Raw genomic sequence first — 19165 nt, 5'->3', positions numbered from 1 at the left:
TGCCCCGGTATCTCACTTTGTCTTTATTGCGGCAAGGGCTTGCTTCATCGCATCATCGCCCACTGTCACAAAAGCAGCATTTTCCGTATAGATCAGCGCGCAGACAAATTCCTTGCCGGGATAAAGCGGTGCCAGGATTTCGCGATAGATGGCCAGCTGCGCGGTATGGGAGAAGGGTATCTCGCGGGCTTCGCGCGGGGGAACGCGGTTCGTCTTGTAATCGACCAGAATGACGCGGTCGCCATCCACCGCCAACCGGTCAATACGGCCGGAAACGGCATATTGCTGCCTGCCGATTGTCATCGTTCCCATGATGGAAACTTCCGCGCGGCTGTTGGGTGAAAATGCCGGCTGCACCGCCGGTTCGGACATGACCCGCAAAACCGCCCGGATCAGATGTTCGCGCTCGGCCGCCGGCCAGAAACGGGCCGCCCGTTCCGCATAGCGGCGGGCCGCCTCTTCCCGTTCGCTCTCTTCAAAATCTGGAAGGGCTTGCAGCATGCGGTGCACCAGTCGGCCGCGTTGCAGCGCCAGGGAGGATGCAGCGGCCTTTTCGCCGAACAGCGGCGAACGCACGGCCAGATCGTCCGCACCGTCATCGATAATGGTGCCCGCGCCGGAGGGGCTGAGCGGCCTTGGCAATGAGGGCAGGGCAGGCAGGGGGAAAGAAGTCCCCCCGGAAGCGTATATTCTTCGTGCTGCTGCGGTTCCGGCAGTCTTTGTGGAGCGGGGTTCGAGCGAGCCTCGGACTTGCGCCAGACAAGACCCTGCCATTCCTCGCCATCGGCCATGAAAAGCTGCGGCTGGGAATGCTGTTCATTGTCGGCAAGAGCTGCCTTGACGATGGCATGCCAGCAGTCGGGATTTTCCTTCTGGCCACGATAACCGCAAACGACCAGATGATCGGCGGCGCGCGTCATCGCCACATAAAGCAGCCGGCGATATTCGTCTTCCGCGGCCGTCTTCAGGCGGTCCTCATCGGCGCGAATGAGATGATTGGAAAAGCCGCTGCCGGGCAGCCAGATGGGGAAGGCGTCCCCGTCTGCTTCGATGAAGCGCAGTTTCGGCACATGGCTATGGTTGAAGGCTTTCGAGCCGCCATCAACGACAAAAACGACCGGCGCTTCCAGACCCTTGGAGGCGTGCACGGTCATGATGCGAACTTCGCCGCGATCCTTGTCCTGTTCACGCTTCACTTCAGGCGAATCGGTCTCCAGAACGGAAAGGAAGGCTTGCAGGCCGGGTAGGCCCGCCCTTTCATGATCCAGCGCAAAGGACAGGAATTCGTCCAGAACGTCGCTCGCCTCGTTGCCAAGCCGCCCGAGGAATTTTTTGCGCCCGTCATGCAGGGTCAGAACCGCCGCGAAGAAATCATGCACCGTCGCCGTTTTCGAAAGCGCGATGAAGTTTTCGAGCTTGTTGGTGACGGCGGAAAAGCGGCTGTTTTCGTCCTGCGAAAGCGTTCTTAACCTCTGCCACACGCTCTCCGTCTCGGATCGCGTGGACGCGACGTCAAAGACGTCGTCTTCGGCAAGATTGAAGAGCGGGCTTTTCAACAACGCAGCCAGTGAAAGATCATCCTCTGGCAGCACGACAAACCGGCCGAGCGCCAGAAGATCCTGCACGGCGATGTGGTCGGTCAGGCGAAGACGGTCGGCGCCGGCGACGGGAATGTTCTTGCGTCGTTTCAGCTCACGGGTCAGCGCGTTGACGAAGGCGTGGCGTTTCCGGACCAGCACCAGAATGTCGCCCGGCTCGATGGCCCGTTCCACACCCTTTTCAATGATGGTCTGGTTCCCGATCATCCCGGCGATGCGCGCGGCGATGCGGCGGGCGACGATCGTGGCTGGCGCACTTTCCCGCAGTGCGTCGAAAGGCGCCGTCCAGTCTTCCTCATCCTCGGCGGTTTCCGGCGCCACCATATCCCAGGCTTCTACGGTGCCGGGGTGGCCGGCGCGGTTGGAGCGGTGTTCCACCGGTTCGTTATCGGCGCTGAGGCCGCTCGCGTTTTTGGGGTCCGAGAACACCTGATCGACGGCAGCCAGAACATCTTCCGTAGAACGGAAGGATAGCGGCAGGCGGATACGGTGAAACGCCTGCTCCACCGAATCGACACGTCTTTTTGTCTCGTCACGCTCCTGCGAAAACCGTTCCGGCCGCGCGCCCTGAAACGAATAGATCGACTGTTTTTCATCGCCCACGGCAAAAAGCGTGCGCCGGCCCATGCGGGCGCTCTCGCCGCTGAAAAAGTCCGCTGCCAGCGACTGGATGATCGACCATTGCACCGGGCTGGTGTCCTGCGCCTCATCGACGAGAATATGGTCTATGCCCTGGTCGAGCTTGTAATGCACCCAGGCGCCCGCCGTATCGCGGTTGAGGAGATTGGCAGCGCGTTCGATCAGATCCTCGAAATCGAGTTGGCTTCGCTGCTTTTTCAGATCCTCGAAATCGCCGATCAGCCTTTCGGCAAGAACAAGGGCGCATTTCGTCGCCTCCAGCATCCGCACCAGACGATAACGGTTGCGGCAGGCAACGACATGGTCCCGCGCAAGTGTCAGCGTGTCGACAAGATCCGGTGCCGATTTCTGCATACCCTTGTTGATGACATAGGCATCCGATTTTTTCTCACCCTTGGCCGTCAGCAAGGCAGCCTCGATGAATTCCATGCGTCGCACGGGATCCGCCTGCCGTTTCGCTTCCCGCAGGGCATAGGCGACATCGATGACGCGGGTTCCGCCCACCTCATCGGCAAGCGTTAGATAAGTGTCGAGGGAAAGCCCCGAGAGACCTGGCAAAGGCCAGAAAGCCGCCGCGGCTGTTTCTTCGGTTTCGCCATTTTCTATCTGCATCGCCTGCCGCAAGCGGGCGTCGATACCACCAGCCAGTTTTGCCTCGAGCAAAAAGGTGCGAAGGGCGCTGCGATTGGAGATGATGGCAGTGAGGAGCGATTCCAACCCGCTTTCGTCCGCGAGATCAAGCACATAGGCAAGCGACTGCGCGAGTTCCGTGTCGCCCTCTATCGAAACTGCCGTTAAAAGCGAGCGGCGTGCCTCGGCCAGCAGGGTGGTTGCGGCGCGGTCATCGAGAACCGAGAAATGACCGGCAACATTAGCCTCCAGCGGGAACTGGTGCAGCAACGCCTCGCAGAAAGCGTGTATCGTCTGGATTTTCAGCCCGCCCGGCGTTTCCAGCGCCTTGGCAAACAGACGCCGTGCTTCGGCGAGCTTGATACGATCCGGCGCTTTTCCCTCAATGGCGGCGACGCGATCCCTGAGATCGGAATCCGGCAAAGTAGCCCATTCCGCCAGACGGTCGAAAACGCGGCTCGACATTTCAGAGGCTGCGGCCTTGGTATAGGTCAAACACAAAATTGCGGAGGGGCGGCATCCGGCCAGAAGCAGACGGATGACGCGCTGGGTCAGCACATGGGTCTTGCCGGAACCGGCATTGGCCGAAACCCAGGCGGAGCTTGCCGGATCGGAAGCGAGCCGCTGCCGGTCGCTGGTCCAGTCAACCCAGCTTTGAGGGGTATCGGTAGAGGGCCCGTGATCGATAGGGTCAATCATCATCGCCGTCTCCCGGTTCCGCCGTCGACCATTCAGAAACGCGGGCGAGGTGGTCATATTCCCCACCGTAGGATTGTTGCTCCTCTGGCACTAGCCGCGAGGCAAAGCCGTTCTCGCCTTCACGCAGCGAACGCACGAATTTGGCCAGCTGATCGATTGATTCGGTTGCTAGCTCAATTGCCGATTTGGGACCTTTTTTGCCACCCCGGTTGGAATGCTCGTTATTCACCTGATCGGCAAAAAAGCGCTCGCCCGGCCGCAGACGCACATAGATGAGATTGTCAGGCGTTTGCGAACCGGCCTCACGGAAGGCACCGCGCATCAGCGCTGCCGCTTCCAGCGCAAGCTGCGGGTCGAGCAGCGCGCGCGCCTGATTGACCGACGGCGCAAGCCCCGTCTTGTAATCGATGATGTCCGCCTGACCGCTAGTCTTGATGTCGATGCGGTCGGCAATGCCGGTCAGCCTTATGCCAGCCTCAGGTATTTCCTGTCCGGCGCGGGCTTCGAAAAAGCTGCGGCGGATGGATGGATGTCGGTCCTTCTCCCAGTCAATGAAGGCGCGTGCCACCGCCTCGAAACGCGGGCGCCAGATCACATCGACATGTGAGGGAAGATCTTCCGCGTCGAAACTTTCATCCAGAATACGCTGCATGGCTTCGAGCGAGGCCGGTGTGCCGGGAATATGGCCCTCACGGGAATAACGCTCGATAATCGCGTGGTAGAGCGTGCCACGGTCGGCGGCATTGGGATCGCGGTTGAAGCCATCGAGCGGGTTGAGCTTCAGGATGCGCCGCGCGTAGATCGAATAGGGATCGCGACGCAACCTGCCCACTTCGCTGAAGGAATAGCTCGTCGGCTGCAACTCGGCAGGTGGTTTCGGGGCAGGGCGCTTTGCCGCCTCCTGGTCGATGCTCGCATCCATCAGGCCAGCCCAATGGCGATAGGTCTCGCCACGCTTCTTCAGTTGGTCGGCGAAATCCTCGCCACCGAGTGCCAGCAACCGTTGCAGCCAGCGCGAGGCGACGGCGGGGGTGGAGCCTTGCCGGAGTGCGCGGCTGTAAAAGATTTGCCTTGTGCCGTTCGCCATCTCGAAATCATGCGCCAGCTGGCCGATGCGTCGTTCCGGCGGCTCCAGACCTATAGCTGTCTTCATGTTGCGAGACAGAAACGGATTGTTTGCCGTCTGGCCCGGCCAAAGCCCTTCGTTGAGGCCGCCGATCACGACAGTGTCGACGCTTTGTAATCGTGCTTCTAGCGCGCCGAAAATGAAAATGCGTGGATGGCGCATGGATCGCGGCTTGATCGATCTGCCGGCGACCAGTGCCGCGAAGATATCGGCCCATTGCGGGCCGTCCGCATCAAGGATTTCGCCGCTTTCCATCAATTCGCCAAACAGGCTGGAAAGCTTGTCGCCGGCCTCGCCGGACCAGAGCGCGACAAGATCGTTGTTTTCATCCGCGCAAATGGCTTCGATCACCCGGCCGGTCCGCTCCGCCCAATCGGAAAGCGGTAATTTATCCGTGAAAGACCGGCCGGACCGATCGCGGCGGATAAACGCGCTGCCAAGGGGAGATGTTGAAACGGCGATCCGGCGCGCCAGATCGCGCGCGGCCTCCACGCTCCCCTCCGGTAGTGCCAGCCGCCAGGCAGGCGGGTGCCTGTCATCGCGCTGCGCCGCCAGTTGCGCGTCCAGAACCGCTTCCAGATTGCCGACTTCGGTTTCGACGCGGCCTCCTCTGAGCGCGATCAACTCCAGCGCTTTCGCAGCTTTCGTGAAAGCCTCCAGCGAAAGCCCGAAACGGCTGAGCGGATGTTTCAGAAGGGAAATAACCGGCACCGGGTCTCCGGGCCTGAGGATTGCTTCCAGTGCCAGTTGTGTCAGCCCCGCCTGCGGCGTAGCGGAAAGCGGCGTGCCGGCCGAATCGTCAGCTTCGATGCCGAAGCGTTGCAGTTCCGTCGCCACGCGCCGCGCCAGCCCGCGATCCGGCGTGATTAGTGCTGCCTGAGACGGGCGGCCAGCGCCGGGCGCTTCAAGCGCCAGCCGCAGCGCCACCGCGATTGCTGTTGCCTCTTCCCGCTCGTTGGCGGCTTCTATCAGGGTTGCTGCTGCGAAAGCATCGTCGAAAAAGCCGGGTTGCTTCTCCTCACGCCAGCGGTTCCAGTCGCTTGTGGATTTGGCTGGCGCGAGTGCCGCCGAAAAAACCGCCGCGCGCTTTTCGAGATCGCCATCAATGGCGCCGATCTGCATAACATCGGCGCGCATGATGCCAAGCTTCTGCAAAAGCATGTAAAGCCCATATTGCGAATGGGTGCGGCTCGAAGGGTCGGTCGGGTCCTCGGCAATCGCCTCCCATTGCTCCTCCGGCATCGTAAGATCGAGACCCGGAAGCACAACGACGCCCTGGGGCAGGGAGGCGACGGAGGCAATGAGGTCTGCTGCTGCCGGAATGGAGCCCGTGGAGCCCGCAACGATGATCGGCCCCGTATCCGGCAGGTTGGCAAGCCGGTTCGCCTCCGCCCGCAGGATGCCGTTTCGATGCCGGCCTGCGGAGGTGCGGTTGAGTTCGGCAAGACGGGCAGGCCAGAAAACGCTGGCGATCTTCAGAAAATCCGCCGTCAGCTGCCACCATTGGGCATGATCGCCGGTATCGAGATGCGCGAGCGCCTCCCATTCCTTTTCTTCCGTATCCATCGCATCGATCACCTCGCCAAGCGCGCGCGCCAGCCATATGGCGTCGGCGGGGCTGGCGGGGGCGACGAGCGGTGAATCCGAATGGATCGCCCTGATGGCGTCCGGCAGGCTGTTGCGCCATGCCAGAATGAGGCGCGCCAGTTCGATCAGCCGGCCGGTGCCGGAGATCGGCGGCGCCAGATCCATGATCTCAGGATTTTCGATCTCGAAGAAACCGCTATCGTCATCCGTTTCGCCGAGCGGCCGGATCAGCGGCAGAATGGCGGATCGGCCCCCAAGAAGATCGACGAATTCGGAGCGCAGCACGCGGGCGGAACGCCGCGTCGGCACATAGATCGTCACCTTGGCCAGCGAAAGCGGATCGGCCGGGTCATATCTATAGCCGGCTGTCAGTGTCCCGTCACACAGCGTTTCCGCGAGCGTTTTGAGGAACGGTGTTCCCGCAGCGATCGTCAGGACGCGCTTTTCGTGATGGGTCACGGTCATGCAGAGCGCTTTTCCCTGTATTGCCGGATGATGCTTTCGGCGTCTTCTATCGCGTCGGGCGTGCCGACGGTGATCCAGTGGCCATCCAGTGAAAGCCCGAAAAGCCGGTCTTTTTCGATGGCGCGGTCGAAATAGATATTCAGGTTGAAGGCATCCACCGGGGCATCGTCAAGCAGACGCGAATCCATCGCGATGGCGCCGGCATAAACCACCGGGTTCGGATCACCGTCGCGATACCGCGCCAGTTTACCGTCGGCAGAGAGGTTGAAATCCCTCTTGCCATTATGGCCGGTGGTGCGGTCCATGTCGACACAGAGCAGCGCCATATCCATGCGCGTGGCATCAAAGAATTGCGCAAGTTTGCGCAGATTGCTGACGGCGTTCAACTGCTCACCGATCCAGAAAAGATCGGCATTCATGACGAAGACCGGGCCGGGCTCCAGAAGTTTCAGGCCCTTGGCAAGTCCGCCACCGGAATTCATCAGCTGCGACCGCTCGTCGGAAATCAGGATCTCGACGTCAGAACGATTTTCGAGATGGGCGGTCATCTGTTCGGCGTGGTGATGCACATTGACGACGATCTTCTCAGCCCCGGCTTCGACAAGGGAGTCGAGCGCGTAGTCGATCATCGGCTTGCCGGCGATCTTGACGAGCGGCTTCGGGATCGTATCCGTGATCGGGCGCATCCGCGTGCCGAGCCCCGCGGCCAGCACCATCGCGTTCTTGATCGTCATCGTGGTCAACCGTCTTTCAGTCGTTAAATTCCATGCCCATTCGGACGCACCAGTTTCTGAGCGGCGCGAGTTCGGGATGCGAAAGTGCTGCACCAAGATAGCGGAACGTCCTCGGCATATGTTGCATATAACTGGGTTTTCCATCCCGTTCCAACAGCCTTACCCAGATACCAGCAAGCTTGCAGTTGCGCTGCGCCGACATGATGGCGAAAGCCTTGAGGAAAGCGGTCTCATCAAACGAAGGCGTGTTTCTTCTGCCGTCGAGATAGTGCGAAAGCAGACGCGCTTGCAGTTCGGGGGAGATGGTAACCCGGGCATCCTGCACGATGGAAGCGAGATCATAGGCGGTCGGGCCGATCATCGCGTCCTGAAAATCGATCAGTCCGACCTGCCGGATACCGCTATTTTGCTGTTGCCAGATAATATTGGGCGAATGGAAATCGCGCAGCAGAAGCCCCGTTTCGCAATCGGCGAGCGCATCTATCAGACTGTCCCACAGGGCGTAATAGTCGCTCTTTTCGCTATCGGTGAGCGGCTTGCCGCGTTTGTGGGGCAGATACCATTCTACCAGCAACGAAACTTCGATCTTCATCGCCTGCCGGTCGAAGGGCGGAACCTCATAGGTACTGTCGTCGCCGACTGGCAGCAGATCGGGCAGCGGCGTCTGATGAAGGGCGGCAAGGCAGGCGACACTTTGCAGATAACGATCCTCTATCGGCGTTCCGTCAGATGCCAGCACTCCGTCCCGTCCGAGGTCCTCCAAAAGGAGAATGCCCTGATTGGTATCCGCTGCCAGTATCTCAGGCGCGCAAAAGCCGCTATTTCCTAAATAATTGCCGATTGCCACAAAGGAACGTGCATCCTGGGCAAGATGGGCGATTTCCGCATAGGTCTTGCCATCAGCAACGATCGCACCTCTCAAGGGCCGTCGCCAATCCATCAGGATAAGGTCCGGACCATCGGTGGAAATGGTCTCATAGGCGCGTGTGGAAGCATCGCCGCTCAGAAAATGACGGGCCGCATCGCCTCTGCCATTTTTTGCGAGGAACGCGCGAATGGCGAAAACACGCTCAAGCCGTGCTTTCTGTTTTGGCGGCGCCTTGATGACAGCCAGACGTCCTTCGCCGGAGTGGGTCAGCGTCAAGCTGATGGTCTGCTCGGGTGGCAGAACCTCGGCGGCCATATCCGGCCATTCGATCAGGCAGATACCGTCTTCCAGCATTTCGTCGATGCCCAGTTCGTCCAGTTCGGAGACGTCTGAAAGCCGGTAGAGATCAAGATGGGCGACGGGAATACGTGTGGGGTAGGTCTGGATGATCGTGAATGTGGGGCTTGGAACCTCCAGATCCGGTGCGTCCGCCATTGCGCGGATGAAGGCGCGGGCGAGGGTGGATTTGCCGGCGCCGAGATCACCGATAAGCGCGAGGCAATCGCCAGCCTTCAAAGCCAGCGCCAAATCTTCGCCTAACCGGATGGTGTCTTTTTCCCCATCAAGGGAAATGGTGATCGGCAGGATATTGTCACTCATTCTGCGGCGATGGAATGCGGGCGCGTGGCAGACGGAATGCGGCAGGTCACGATGGTGCCATTGCCGGGCCGGCTGTCGATGCTGACGGTGCCGTGATGCAGGCTGACGAAGCTTTCCACGATGGAAAGACCAAGCCCTGCACCGGTTCGCCGCCCGCCATTGCCGCGCGTCTCGAAGCGGTCGAACACGCTCTTCAGCATGTCCTCGGGAATGCCCGGTCCCTTGTCCGCTACCGAGAACAGGAAGTCGCCCTCGCTACGCTGGCAGGAAAGCTGAACGGAAGACCCCTCCGGTGCGAAATTGATCGCATTGGTCAGGAGCTTGATGAGGATCTGCTTCAGGCGCTGATGATCGGCTACCAGACTGCCGAGATGCGCGGGTGCGACGATCTCCAGCGAAATGCCGCTTTCCTGCAGCCGGTCGGCAATCTGCACCGAAACATCATCGAGCAATTCGTTGAGATCATTTTCCGAATAGTTCAGCTGCATGATGCCGGCATCGACGGTCGCGAGATCGAGAATATCGTTGACGATGGTCAGAAGAACCGAAGACGAGGTGGAAATATGGTCGAGATATTCCGCCTGCCGGTCCGTCAATTCTCCAATACCCGGGGTCTTAAGGAGATCGGTGAAACCGATGATATTGGTCAGCGGCGAGCGCAGTTCGTAGGAGACGTGCTGCACGAAATCGTTTTTCAGCTCGTCGGCTTTGAGCAGTGCGTCGTTCTTTTCCTTGAGCGCCCGCTCGGCCCGCACGCTGTCGGTCATGTTGACGAATGTCAGCATAGTCTGCGCATCGGGTAGCGGAATGATGGCGTAGTCGAGCACGAGGCCGGAGAGTAGTTCCAGCGTTCCCTGTCTTGACGGGCGTTCGTCGTCAAAGCTGGTGATGAACTGGCTGAAGGAGCGCCAGCCGTCCGGCTTGTCGTAGGATTGCGTGCAGGCGGCCTCAACGGCGCGGATGTGGGTGCCCGTTTCCGCCTGTTCCGCCGTAACGCCCCAAAGCGCCCGGAATGCCGGGTTGGACAGGCGAATACGTCCGTCTGCGCCGAACACGGCGACACCTTCGGCCAGATGATCGATTGTTTCACCCTGCACCTTCACCAGCGTGTCGTAGCGCATCTGCAGATCGACCTGTTCGGTCAGGTTTTCGAAGACCCATGTCGCGCCGCCCTGCGGGTGGGCGGTGGCGATGACCCGCAACGTCTGGCCATTGGGCAGATGCCAGAGATCGGTCTTGGTATCGAGCGAGCGGTAGACGGAAAGCGCCGTCTCTTTCCAGTTTTTCCAGTTCAGCTGCTCGGGCAGTTTGCCGGCGGTGCGCAGCCTGTCGAGAAGCTCGGAATTATCAGGACCGGATTCAAGGAAAACGAGGTCGAAACCCCAAAGTGTCGCAAAAGCCTGATTGTAGAATTGCAACCGCTGCCGGCCGTCGAAAATGGCGACGGGTGTTGCCAGATGATCCAGCGTTTCGGCATGGCTTTTCAGAACGCGCTTGAGTTCTTCGCGAATGGTTTCCGCTTCCGTGGCATCGATGGCGATGCCCGCAGAACCGCCCGCCGTCTTGATATCGACAACGTCGAAAAAGGTGCGGTTTCCGGAAACCACCGTCGAAATGCGATCATGGTAGGGCGAACTCGGCGTTGCGGCCGCGCGTATCTTCTGCCGGGTAACGGTGTTCAGAAGTTCGCGTTTCTCCTGAATGGTCTGTTCGGCATCGCGCGCATCTACAGCATGCGCATAAGCGTGGTTCACCCAGATGAGTTCGCCTTCGCCATCGCGCCGCCAGACGGGCTGCTCGATGGAATCCAGAAGTTCCTGAAACGTCGATACCGAGGCGATCAGGCGCTCACGCTCCATCTGCAATTCGGCCAGTTCGGCGCGCAGGTTGTTGAGGGCGACGAAACGGGCAAAGGCATTGCCACCGGAAACCCGGCCTTGAACTTCAATGACTTCGCCGCGTTGCGTCTCGATGGTCAGATCGAAACTCTGCGCATGACTGCGAAGTTTTTCGAGGGATTTTTCAAGCTGGCTCGCCGATGACGGTTTCAACCAGCGCCCGAACGCCAGAAAATCGTGATCCGCCTGCGGTGCACCCGTCTCCACGGGCAATTGTCCCAGAAATTCGGGGCGCTTGTCCACGCCGTCCCAGATGACGATGCGCCGGCTCTTATCGGAGATAAGCGCCTCGTATTTCGCGATCTTGTGGTGGGATTCTGCCAGCGCCTTGCGGTATTCACCGCTCTCCGCCTCGATATTGCCGCGCTGGCGGACCAGCCAGACGACGGAAAACAGCGTTGCCGAAAGCATGCCGACAAAAAGCGAATAAGTGATGGTCTCTCCGGACGAAAACAGTCGCGCACCGGTCTTTGCGACGAGACCGTCCTGCGCCAGCGCCACGCTTGCGGAGCCGGCGAGAACAGTGCCGGACATCAGGACGGGAAGCCTCGCAAAGCCTGTCCGGACCGCACTGATTGCCAGCCGGCAACGCGCCATGGCCGCGCTCAATGCCACGCCAGCATGCGTGTTTTCAACGCGTTGAACTGTCTGCTCGCGCAGATCCGAATTGTGAACCGTCATCCCCGGTCTGTCTCCGTCCTATGTGCCGCATCTTCGACAAGACATCCCATTTCGTCCCCGCCGCCCTTTGGCGTGTCCGAATCAAGTTCGATGACAATACCGCCTTCATAAATCTGCGGAAAGGGAGTGCGCAAAAAAGATGCCGCGCGCTTTGTCAAGCGCACGGCATCTACATATTGTGTAATTTCGGTGGATATTAACTATGAAATTAATATCTGTAGTGTTCTGCCTTGAACGGGCCCTGCTTCGAGATGCCGATATAATCAGCCTGAAGGTCGGAAAGTTCGGTCAGGCGCACGCCAAGCTTCTCGAGATGAAGGCGCGCAACCTTTTCGTCGAGGTGCTTCGGCAGCACGTAAACCTCGTTCTTGTATTCGCCCGGCTTCGTGAAGAGTTCGATCTGGCCAAGCACCTGGTTGGTGAAGGACGCCGACATGACGAAGGACGGGTGACCGGTGGCATTGCCGAGGTTCAGCAGGCGGCCTTCGGACAGAAGGATGATGCGGTTGCCCTTCGGGAACTCGATCATGTCGACCTGCGGCTTGATGTTCGTCCACTTGTGGTTACGCAGCGAAGCGACCTGAATTTCGTTGTCGAAATGGCCGATATTGCCGACGATGGCCATGTCCTTCATCTCGCGCATATGCTCGATGCGGATCACGTCCTTGTTGCCGGTGGTGGTGATGAAGATATCCGCGGAGGAAACAACGTCCTCCAGACGAACGACCTCGAAACCGTCCATGGCGGCCTGAAGCGCGCAGATCGGGTCGATTTCGGTGACCTTCACGCGGGCGCCGGCGCCCTGCAGCGAGGCGGCCGAACCCTTGCCGACATCGCCGTAACCGCAGACCACGGCAACCTTGCCGGCCATCATCACGTCGGTTGCGCGGCGAATGCCGTCTACCAGCGATTCCTTGCAGCCGTATTTGTTGTCGAACTTGGACTTGGTGACGCTGTCGTTGACGTTGATGGCCGGGAACGGCAGGAGGCCCTTCTTGGCGAGATCGTAAAGACGATGAACGCCGGTCGTCGTTTCTTCCGTCACGCCCTTCAGCGCATCACGCTGCTTGGTGAACCAGCCGGGGGAAGCCTTGAGGCGCTTGTTGATCTGCGCGAAAAGAATTTCCTCTTCTTCCGAACCGGGGTTGGAAAGAACGTCCTCGCCGGCTTCGGCGCGCGCGCCGAGCAGGATGTACATGGTGGCATCGCCGCCATCGTCGAGGATCATGTTGGAGAGGCCGCCATCGGTCCACTGGAAGATCTTGTCGGTATAGTCCCAATATTCCGTGAGGCTTTCACCCTTGACGGCGAAGACGGGAATGCCGGCCGCTGCAATGGCCGCTGCCGCGTGATCCTGCGTTGAGAAAATGTTGCAGGACGCCCAGCGGATGTCCGCGCCCAGTTCCTTCAGCGTCTCGATCAGAACGCCGGTCTGGATCGTCATGTGAAGAGAACCGGTGATGCGTGCGCCCTTCAGCGGCTTGCTCGCGCCGAACTCACTGCGGCAGGACATCAGGCCGGGCATTTCGGTTTCGGCGATATCCAGTTCCTTGCGGCCGAATGCAGCAAGGTTGATATCGGCGATGATGTAGTCCTTCTCAAGGCTCATGAGGTTCTCCAGATCAGAAATGCCACGCCTATTGGCCCGGCTTTTAAACGTAGCAGGGGTTTAGCAGGCCAAAAACAATCTGGCAATAACGATATAAAGAAGTCTTTATGTCTTTATATGGGGCGGGCTCAGGCTTCTTCGCCGAAGCGGTCTGCCACCAGCGCCTCGAGTGCGGCAAGCGCCTCTTCCGCCTGATTGCCGCTCGCCTCGACATAGACGCTGCATCCGGGGCTTGCCGCCAGCATCATGAGGCCCATGATTGAGGTACCGCCGACGGTCATGCCGTCCTTGGAAACCGTGATCGTCGCGTCGAAACCCTCGACCATCTGCACGAATTTCGCGGATGCCCGGGCGTGGAGACCGCGCTTGTTGATGATCGGCAATTCCCGGGAGTGAGGCGACATGGGCTGACTTCTTATTTGCCGCTTAAAACGCGGCTGGCGACGTTGATGTATTTGCGACCGGCGTCGGACGCGTCTTGGAGCGCCTTGTCCATGTTGTCTTCGCTGCGAACACCGGCGAGTTTTATCAACATGGGAAGATTGACCCCGGCGATGACTTCGACATTGCCGTTGTTCATGACGGAGATGGCGAGATTGGACGGTGTACCACCGAACATATCCGTCAGAATAATGACGCCATTTCCATCATTGACGCGTGTAACGGCGTCGATGATATCCTGCCGGCGCTGATCCATGTCGTCTTCGGGACCGATACAAACCGTCTCGATCAATTTCTGGGGACCGACGACATGCTCCAACGCATGGCGAAACTCCTCAGCCAGCTTGCCATGGGTGACAAGCACTAGTCCGATCATGAAATGCTCCCTTGCACACGCACTCTCATTGCCGACTATCGCAACGCGGCAATCCTGTCCATCGGTGGGATTTCATCTTGATGAGGAAAATGCAGATCGCAAGCCTAAAATCGCCTGAATCACGGTCACTTCCCATTCGTTTTAAAAAGATTCTGAGCAAGTGCAGCAAATTTTCCATAAGGCACGAGACTGGAAAGCGGAATACGCAGAAGCGGAAGATGCCCGTCGCAGGGTAGCAACAACACGTCGTCATCTTCCGGAAGTCTTGGATTTTCAGGTGAAAGAACTGTCGTAACGGCGAAATGTAGTGGAGCACTCGCAATGCTTTTGAGCGAAACTATGCCGCTGCCACGCAATTCCAGTAACCCGGCGATTGCTTCCGGCCGCTCGGCAATGATGTTTTCGCCGTCGCGATACACGAAAATCTGATCGTCCGCGATCAGCGCTGCCGGCAGTCCGCACCGTTCCGCCTCCGTCAGAAAGCTGAATGCAAGCTCGCTTTTGCCGCTTCCCGACGGTCCGGTGAAGAGGATGCCGGTGTTGTCAACGACGATGGCGGTCGCATGCAGGTTGAAGCGTTCAGCGTTCATGGGTTTCGGCCGCCGGCAGCGACAAGGTAAAGCGCGCGCCGGAAATCACGCCGTATTTATCGACGACATTTTCCGCCCTGAGGCTGCCGCCATGGGCTTCGGCAATCTGGCGGCTGATGGAAAGGCCAAGACCGGAGTTCTGGCCGAAACCTTCGCTCGCCGGACGGTCGGTGTAGAAACGTTCGAAAATCCGGTCGATATCCTCGGCCTGAATGCCGGGTCCGTTGTCTTCCACCTGTACGATGCAGCGATCCTTGTGACGGGAAAGGCGCACGGTGATACGGCCGCTTTTCTCCGAAACGAAAGAGCGCGCATTCTCGATCAGGTTGGTGACGATCTGCCCGATGCGAAGATCGTGACCGTTGACCACGAAGGAGGTTTTGGCCCCAGCCTTCCGGTCGGCCACATAGTCGATCGCCACGCTCTTCTTCTTGGTGCTGATCTGGCGGGATATATCCACCAGACCCTTCATCAGCACGTCGAGATCGAGCGGCGATGCATCGACACGCGCCAGTTCGGCATCGAGCCGCGACGCATCTGAAATATCGCTGATCAAGCGGTCGAGGCGGCGGACATCGTGGAAGATGATCTCGGTCAGGCGTTGTTTCGACTCTTCGGTCTTGGCGCGGGGCAGGGTTTCCACGGCGCTGCGCAGCGAAGTCAGCGGGTTCTTGAGTTCGTGGCTGACATCGGCGGCGAAACTTTCGATCGCGTCGATACGGTCGTAAAGCGCGGTGGTCATTTCGCGAAGCGCTATGGAGAGGTTGCCGATCTCGTCCTGACGTGCCGAAAAATCCGGTATCTCTTCACGGGTTCTCGCCCCGCGGCGCACGCGGATCGCGGCAGCCGATAGCCGCCGGAGCGGTGTGGCGATGGTGGAGGACAACAACAGGGACAGCACGATGTTGACCAGCGTGGCAATGCCGAACACGCGCATGATGGCAAGGCGCTCCGCATGCACGATCTTGTCGATATCACCGGCCTGCGTGGACAGGAGCAGAACACCAAGTACGGCCCGGAAGCGCTGCACCGGCACTGCGACCGAAACGATCAACTCGCCCTTTTCGGTGACACGCACGACCGCGCCGCGCACGCCGGTCAGCGCATTCATCACCTCCGGATAGATCGAGCCGTCACCGCCGGGCGCTTCCTTGTATTGCGGCAGGCTGCTCGGTTGCAGCATGCGGTTGAACATGCTGGTGAACCATTCACCCCAGGTCTGGGTTTCCGGTGCCACCGGCGGCAGATCGAAGCGCAGGACCTGGCCGCGCGAATAAAGATGGCGGGAATCGAGAAGCAGATTGGCATCGGCATCGAAAAGCCGCGCGCGGGTGCGTGTCGGCGAAATCAGCCGCCGCAACACCGGGGCCACCCGTTCCGGATTAATCGGGAAACTTAAGTCCTCGTCATTGGGGGCAGGCGTGATGCTTTGCCCCGCCTGCAACTCGAGGAGCTTTTCCGGGTTGATGGTGATGGAGTTGGTGTCGACCGAGGCAGACGCGGAAATGGCGCCGGCGATGATTTCGCCCTGCGTCAAAAGGCTTTCCACCCGCGCGTCGATCAGCCCCTCGCGGAACTGGTTGAGGTAGAGAATGCCGCCGACCAGAACCACGGTCGCTGCCACGTTGAAGAACAGAATGCGTCGCGTCAGGCTGGAAAACACCGCATTGCCGAAAATGCGTCGGACAATCGTCAGCGGATGGATACGATGGCGGCGTTCGCTGCCGCGATCTTCGGCATCGTCACTGTCCGAGACGGTTTCCGGCGTTTTCTTCAACAAGTCTATGTCCTCGCCACCACAATTCCGGTGGTCTCTCCCGATTGCGGCTCGTTCAAGCCGCTTCGCGGAAGCGATATCCTACGCCATAAAGCGTTTCAATCATATCGAAGTCGCCGTCGACCAGTTTGAACTTCTTGCGAAGGCGCTTGATGTGGCTGTCGATCGTGCGGTCGTCCACATAGACCTGTTCGTCATAGGCGGCATCCATCAGCGCGTCGCGGCTTTTTACCACGCCCGGCCTCTGTGCAAGCGAATGCAGAATGAGGAATTCGGTGACGGTGAGCGTTACCGGCTCGCCCTTCCATGTGCAGGTGTGGCGTTCCTGATCCATGGCGAGCTGGCCGCGTTCGAGCGTGCGTGCCTGTTGATCCGCAGTCGGCTTCAAAGTGCTGCTACCGGTTGCAGCGGAAGCCTCACGGCTGCTGGCGCGGCGCAGGATGGCCTTGACGCGCTCCACCAGAAGGCGCTGCGAGAAGGGTTTGGTGATGAAATCGTCGGCACCCATCTTCAGGCCGAACAATTCGTCGATTTCTTCGTCCTTGGAGGTCAGGAAGATAACGGGAATATCCGATTTCTGGCGAAGACGCCGCAAAAGCTCCATGCCGTCCATGCGGGGCATCTTGATGTCGAAAATGGCGAGCTGCGGTGGACGAGCGATCAGCCCGTCAAGCGCGGAGGCGCCGTCGGTATACGTTTCGACCCGGTAGCCTTCGGCTTCGAGCGCGATCGATACCGAAGTGAGAATATTCCGGTCATCGTCGACAAGCGCGATAGTCTGCATGTAGTTGGTCTCCATCGTCATTTTCTCGTAACTCCCGACATTCACCCAGCCAAGGTTGTGCGCCGCGAGCCACTCTCATGAGTATAAAGGTGGAACAAATTGTGGCAAAGGAAAACTCACAACCAAATCACGGGGCGTTGCGAGGCTGTTTCCGGGAAAACGCCGTCATTGGATTCTAATGCGTCTTCAACCGATTTAAAAAGAAATAAAATCTTTTAAATCGATTAATATATTGAAATCACTAAGTTATTTAAAGTTCCGCTCTTGCGTTTCTAAAAGCCGCCACGTATTTTCCGTGAAAATTTCAACGGCCTTATCGTCATTTACAAGGAACGCGTCATGAACGAGCTTGGGGTTCATAATCCTGCCAATGGAGTTGCGGAACTCGGACTGGGCGAGGCCTCCCGCGTCTTTTATAACCTCAACGAAAGCGAATTGTACGAAGAGGCGATCCGCAACGGCGAGGCTGAACTGACCATCGATGGTGCGCTGCGCGCCGTGACCGGCCAGCATACGGGCCGTTCGCCGAAGGACAAATTCGTCGTCCGCGATGCCTCCACCGAAGACACCATCTGGTGGGACAACAACAAGCCGCTGTCGCCGGAAAATTTCGAATTGCTGCGCCAGGACATGCTGGCCCATGCCGCCGGCAAGACGCTCTATGTTCAGGACCTGATCGGCGGCGCCGATGAGGAAAACGCTCTGCCGACACGCGTCGTCACCGAGCTTGCCTGGCATTCGCTGTTCATCCGTAACCTTCTTATCCGGCCGAAACAGGAGAAGCTGGCGGGCTTCAAACAGAAGCTCACCATCATCAACCTGCCGAGCTTCAAGGCCGATCCGGCCCGTCACGGCGTTCGTTCGGAAACCGTCATCGCCTGCGATCTTACGAACGGCCTCGTCCTCATTGGTGGTACGTCTTATGCCGGCGAAAACAAGAAGTCCGTCTTCACGGTCCTCAACTATCTCCTGCCGGCAAAGGGCGTCATGCCGATGCATTGCTCGGCGAATGTCGGTCCCGAAGGTGATTCGGCCGTGTTCTTCGGTCTGTCCGGCACGGGCAAGACCACGCTGTCGGCTGATCCGTCGCGCACGCTGATCGGCGATGACGAGCATGGCTGGGGCGAGCACGGCATCTTCAACTTCGAAGGCGGTTGCTACGCCAAGGCGATCAAGCTTTCGGCCGAAGCCGAACCGGAAATCTATGCCGCAACCCGCCGTTTCGGCACGGTTCTCGAAAACGTGGTGCTGGATGAAAACCGCGTTCCGGATTTCAACGACAACTCGCTGACGGAAAACACCCGCAGCGCCTATCCGCTGCACTTCATTCCGAATGCATCGGAAACCGGCATTGCCGGCCATCCGAAGACCATCATCATGCTGACCGCGGATGCCTTCGGCGTGCTGCCGCCGATCGCCCGGCTGACGCCGGAACAGGCCATGTACCACTTCCTCTCCGGTTACACCGCAAAGGTCGCCGGCACGGAAAAAGGTGTGACGGAGCCGGAAGCGACGTTCTCGACCTGCTTCGGCGCGCCCTTCATGCCGCGCCACCCGGCGGAATATGGCAACCTGCTGCGCGAGCTGATAGGCAAGCATGGCGTCGATTGCTGGCTGGTCAACACCGGCTGGACCGGCGGTGCTTACGGCATCGGCAAGCGTATGCCCATCAAGGCGACACGCGCGCTTCTGACGGCAGCCCTCACCGGCGAGCTGAAGGGTGCCGAATTCCGCACCGATGCGAATTTCGGTTTCGCCGTGCCCCTGTCGCTGGAAGGCGTCGATGCCGCAATCCTCGATCCGCGTTCGACCTGGGCCGATGGCGCGGCTTATGACGCGCAGGCGAAGAAACTGGTGTCGATGTTCGTCACGAACTTCACCAAGTTCGAGGATCACGTCGACAGCAAGGTTCGCGACGCTGCACCGGGCCTGCTGCTTGCTGCTGAATAAATAAAGCCTCATTCGTGAGGGGGAGGGAACCCGGCCTTGTGCCGGGTTTCTTT

Annotated in this window: 11 protein-coding genes and 1 pseudogene; 1 reads left to right on the top strand and 11 read right to left on the bottom strand. The window is 59.3% G+C overall.

The features are described 5' to 3' along the window. Window positions 1-12 precede the first annotated feature (12 nt). The 11 genes and pseudogenes from addA to chvI all read right to left on the bottom strand — a co-directional run bounded on the left by addA (window position 13) and on the right by chvI (window position 17162). Window positions 13-3569: pseudogene (gene addA, locus RBH10_RS22540) on the bottom strand (double-strand break repair helicase AddA). After that, a complete protein-coding gene (gene addB, locus RBH10_RS22535) occupies window positions 3559-6744 on the bottom strand; it encodes a double-strand break repair protein AddB (RefSeq protein ID WP_306180883.1) in 3186 nt (1061 codons plus the stop codon). The pseudogene addA and the gene addB overlap by 11 nt, the downstream one beginning before the upstream one ends. Further along, window positions 6741-7478, bottom strand: a complete 738-nt coding sequence (locus RBH10_RS22530) for a nucleotidyltransferase family protein (RefSeq protein ID WP_281038373.1) — start codon at window positions 7476-7478, stop codon at window positions 6741-6743. The genes addB and RBH10_RS22530 overlap by 4 nt, the downstream gene beginning before the upstream one ends. A gap of 16 nt (window positions 7479-7494) precedes the next feature. Then, the gene (gene tsaE / locus RBH10_RS22525) at window positions 7495-9006 is read right to left on the bottom strand and encodes a tRNA (adenosine(37)-N6)-threonylcarbamoyltransferase complex ATPase subunit type 1 TsaE (protein WP_281038374.1); all 1512 of its coding nucleotides are present in this window, start codon (window positions 9004-9006) and stop codon (window positions 7495-7497) included. Continuing rightward, complete coding sequence (locus tag RBH10_RS22520; RefSeq protein ID WP_281038375.1) at window positions 9003-11585, bottom strand: PAS domain-containing sensor histidine kinase; 2583 nt, start codon at window positions 11583-11585, stop codon at window positions 9003-9005. Before RBH10_RS22520 ends, tsaE begins: the two co-directional genes overlap by 4 nt. A 208-nt stretch (window positions 11586-11793) precedes the next feature. Next, on the bottom strand, window positions 11794-13194 hold the full coding sequence (gene ahcY / locus RBH10_RS22515) for an adenosylhomocysteinase (RefSeq protein WP_045020503.1): 1401 nt from the start codon (window positions 13192-13194) through the stop codon (window positions 11794-11796). 128 nt (window positions 13195-13322) lie between these two features. Next, the gene (locus RBH10_RS22510) at window positions 13323-13598 is read right to left on the bottom strand and encodes an HPr family phosphocarrier protein (RefSeq protein ID WP_003516321.1); all 276 of its coding nucleotides are present in this window, start codon (window positions 13596-13598) and stop codon (window positions 13323-13325) included. An 11-nt stretch (window positions 13599-13609) separates the two neighbouring features. After that, window positions 13610-14011: a PTS sugar transporter subunit IIA gene (locus tag RBH10_RS22505; RefSeq protein WP_003516318.1), complete on the bottom strand. Its 402-nt coding sequence runs from the start codon at window positions 14009-14011 to the stop codon at window positions 13610-13612. A gap of 125 nt (window positions 14012-14136) precedes the next feature. Next, a complete protein-coding gene (locus RBH10_RS22500) occupies window positions 14137-14601 on the bottom strand; it encodes an HPr kinase/phosphorylase (RefSeq protein ID WP_281038376.1) in 465 nt (154 codons plus the stop codon). Next, the gene (chvG, locus tag RBH10_RS22495; RefSeq protein ID WP_281038377.1) at window positions 14591-16381 is read right to left on the bottom strand and encodes a two-component system sensor histidine kinase ChvG; all 1791 of its coding nucleotides are present in this window, start codon (window positions 16379-16381) and stop codon (window positions 14591-14593) included. The genes RBH10_RS22500 and chvG overlap by 11 nt, the downstream gene beginning before the upstream one ends. 52 nt (window positions 16382-16433) lie before the next feature. Then, complete coding sequence (gene chvI / locus RBH10_RS22490) at window positions 16434-17162, bottom strand: two-component system response regulator ChvI (protein WP_045020579.1); 729 nt, start codon at window positions 17160-17162, stop codon at window positions 16434-16436. A gap of 339 nt (window positions 17163-17501) precedes the next feature. Here chvI and RBH10_RS22485 point away from each other — a divergent pair, with 339 nt between their 5' ends. After that, window positions 17502-19112 carry a phosphoenolpyruvate carboxykinase gene (locus RBH10_RS22485; protein ID WP_281038378.1) on the top strand — a complete coding sequence of 537 codons (1611 nt, stop codon included), beginning with the start codon at window positions 17502-17504 and terminating at the stop codon, window positions 19110-19112. Window positions 19113-19165: the final 53 nt, after the last annotated feature.

Origin of the sequence: Rhizobium sp. AN73 (genome assembly GCF_030757975.1) — a bacterium.
Lineage (GTDB): Bacteria > Pseudomonadota > Alphaproteobacteria > Rhizobiales > Rhizobiaceae > Agrobacterium > Agrobacterium arsenijevicii.
The sequence above is the reverse complement of the archived record's forward strand: the minus strand, read 5'-3'. Positions and strand labels throughout refer to the sequence as shown.

Bases quoted from the DNA above. Each gene is read 5' to 3' on its own strand.
- addB (WP_306180883.1), bottom strand. From the start codon at position 6,744: ATGACCGTGACCCATCACGAAAAGCGCGTCCTGACGATCGCTGCGGGA.
- RBH10_RS22530 (WP_281038373.1), bottom strand. From the start codon at position 7,478: ATGACGATCAAGAACGCGATGGTGCTGGCCGCGGGGCTCGGCACGCGG.
- tsaE (WP_281038374.1), bottom strand. From the start codon at position 9,006: ATGAGTGACAATATCCTGCCGATCACCATTTCCCTTGATGGGGAAAAA.
- RBH10_RS22520 (WP_281038375.1), bottom strand. From the start codon at position 11,585: ATGACGGTTCACAATTCGGATCTGCGCGAGCAGACAGTTCAACGCGTT.
- ahcY (WP_045020503.1), bottom strand. From the start codon at position 13,194: ATGAGCCTTGAGAAGGACTACATCATCGCCGATATCAACCTTGCTGCA.
- RBH10_RS22510 (WP_003516321.1), bottom strand. From the start codon at position 13,598: ATGTCGCCTCACTCCCGGGAATTGCCGATCATCAACAAGCGCGGTCTC.
- RBH10_RS22505 (WP_003516318.1), bottom strand. From the start codon at position 14,011: ATGATCGGACTAGTGCTTGTCACCCATGGCAAGCTGGCTGAGGAGTTT.
- RBH10_RS22500 (WP_281038376.1), bottom strand. From the start codon at position 14,601: ATGAACGCTGAACGCTTCAACCTGCATGCGACCGCCATCGTCGTTGAC.
- chvI (WP_045020579.1), bottom strand. From the start codon at position 17,162: ATGCAGACTATCGCGCTTGTCGACGATGACCGGAATATTCTCACTTCG.
- RBH10_RS22485 (WP_281038378.1), top strand. From the start codon at position 17,502: ATGAACGAGCTTGGGGTTCATAATCCTGCCAATGGAGTTGCGGAACTC.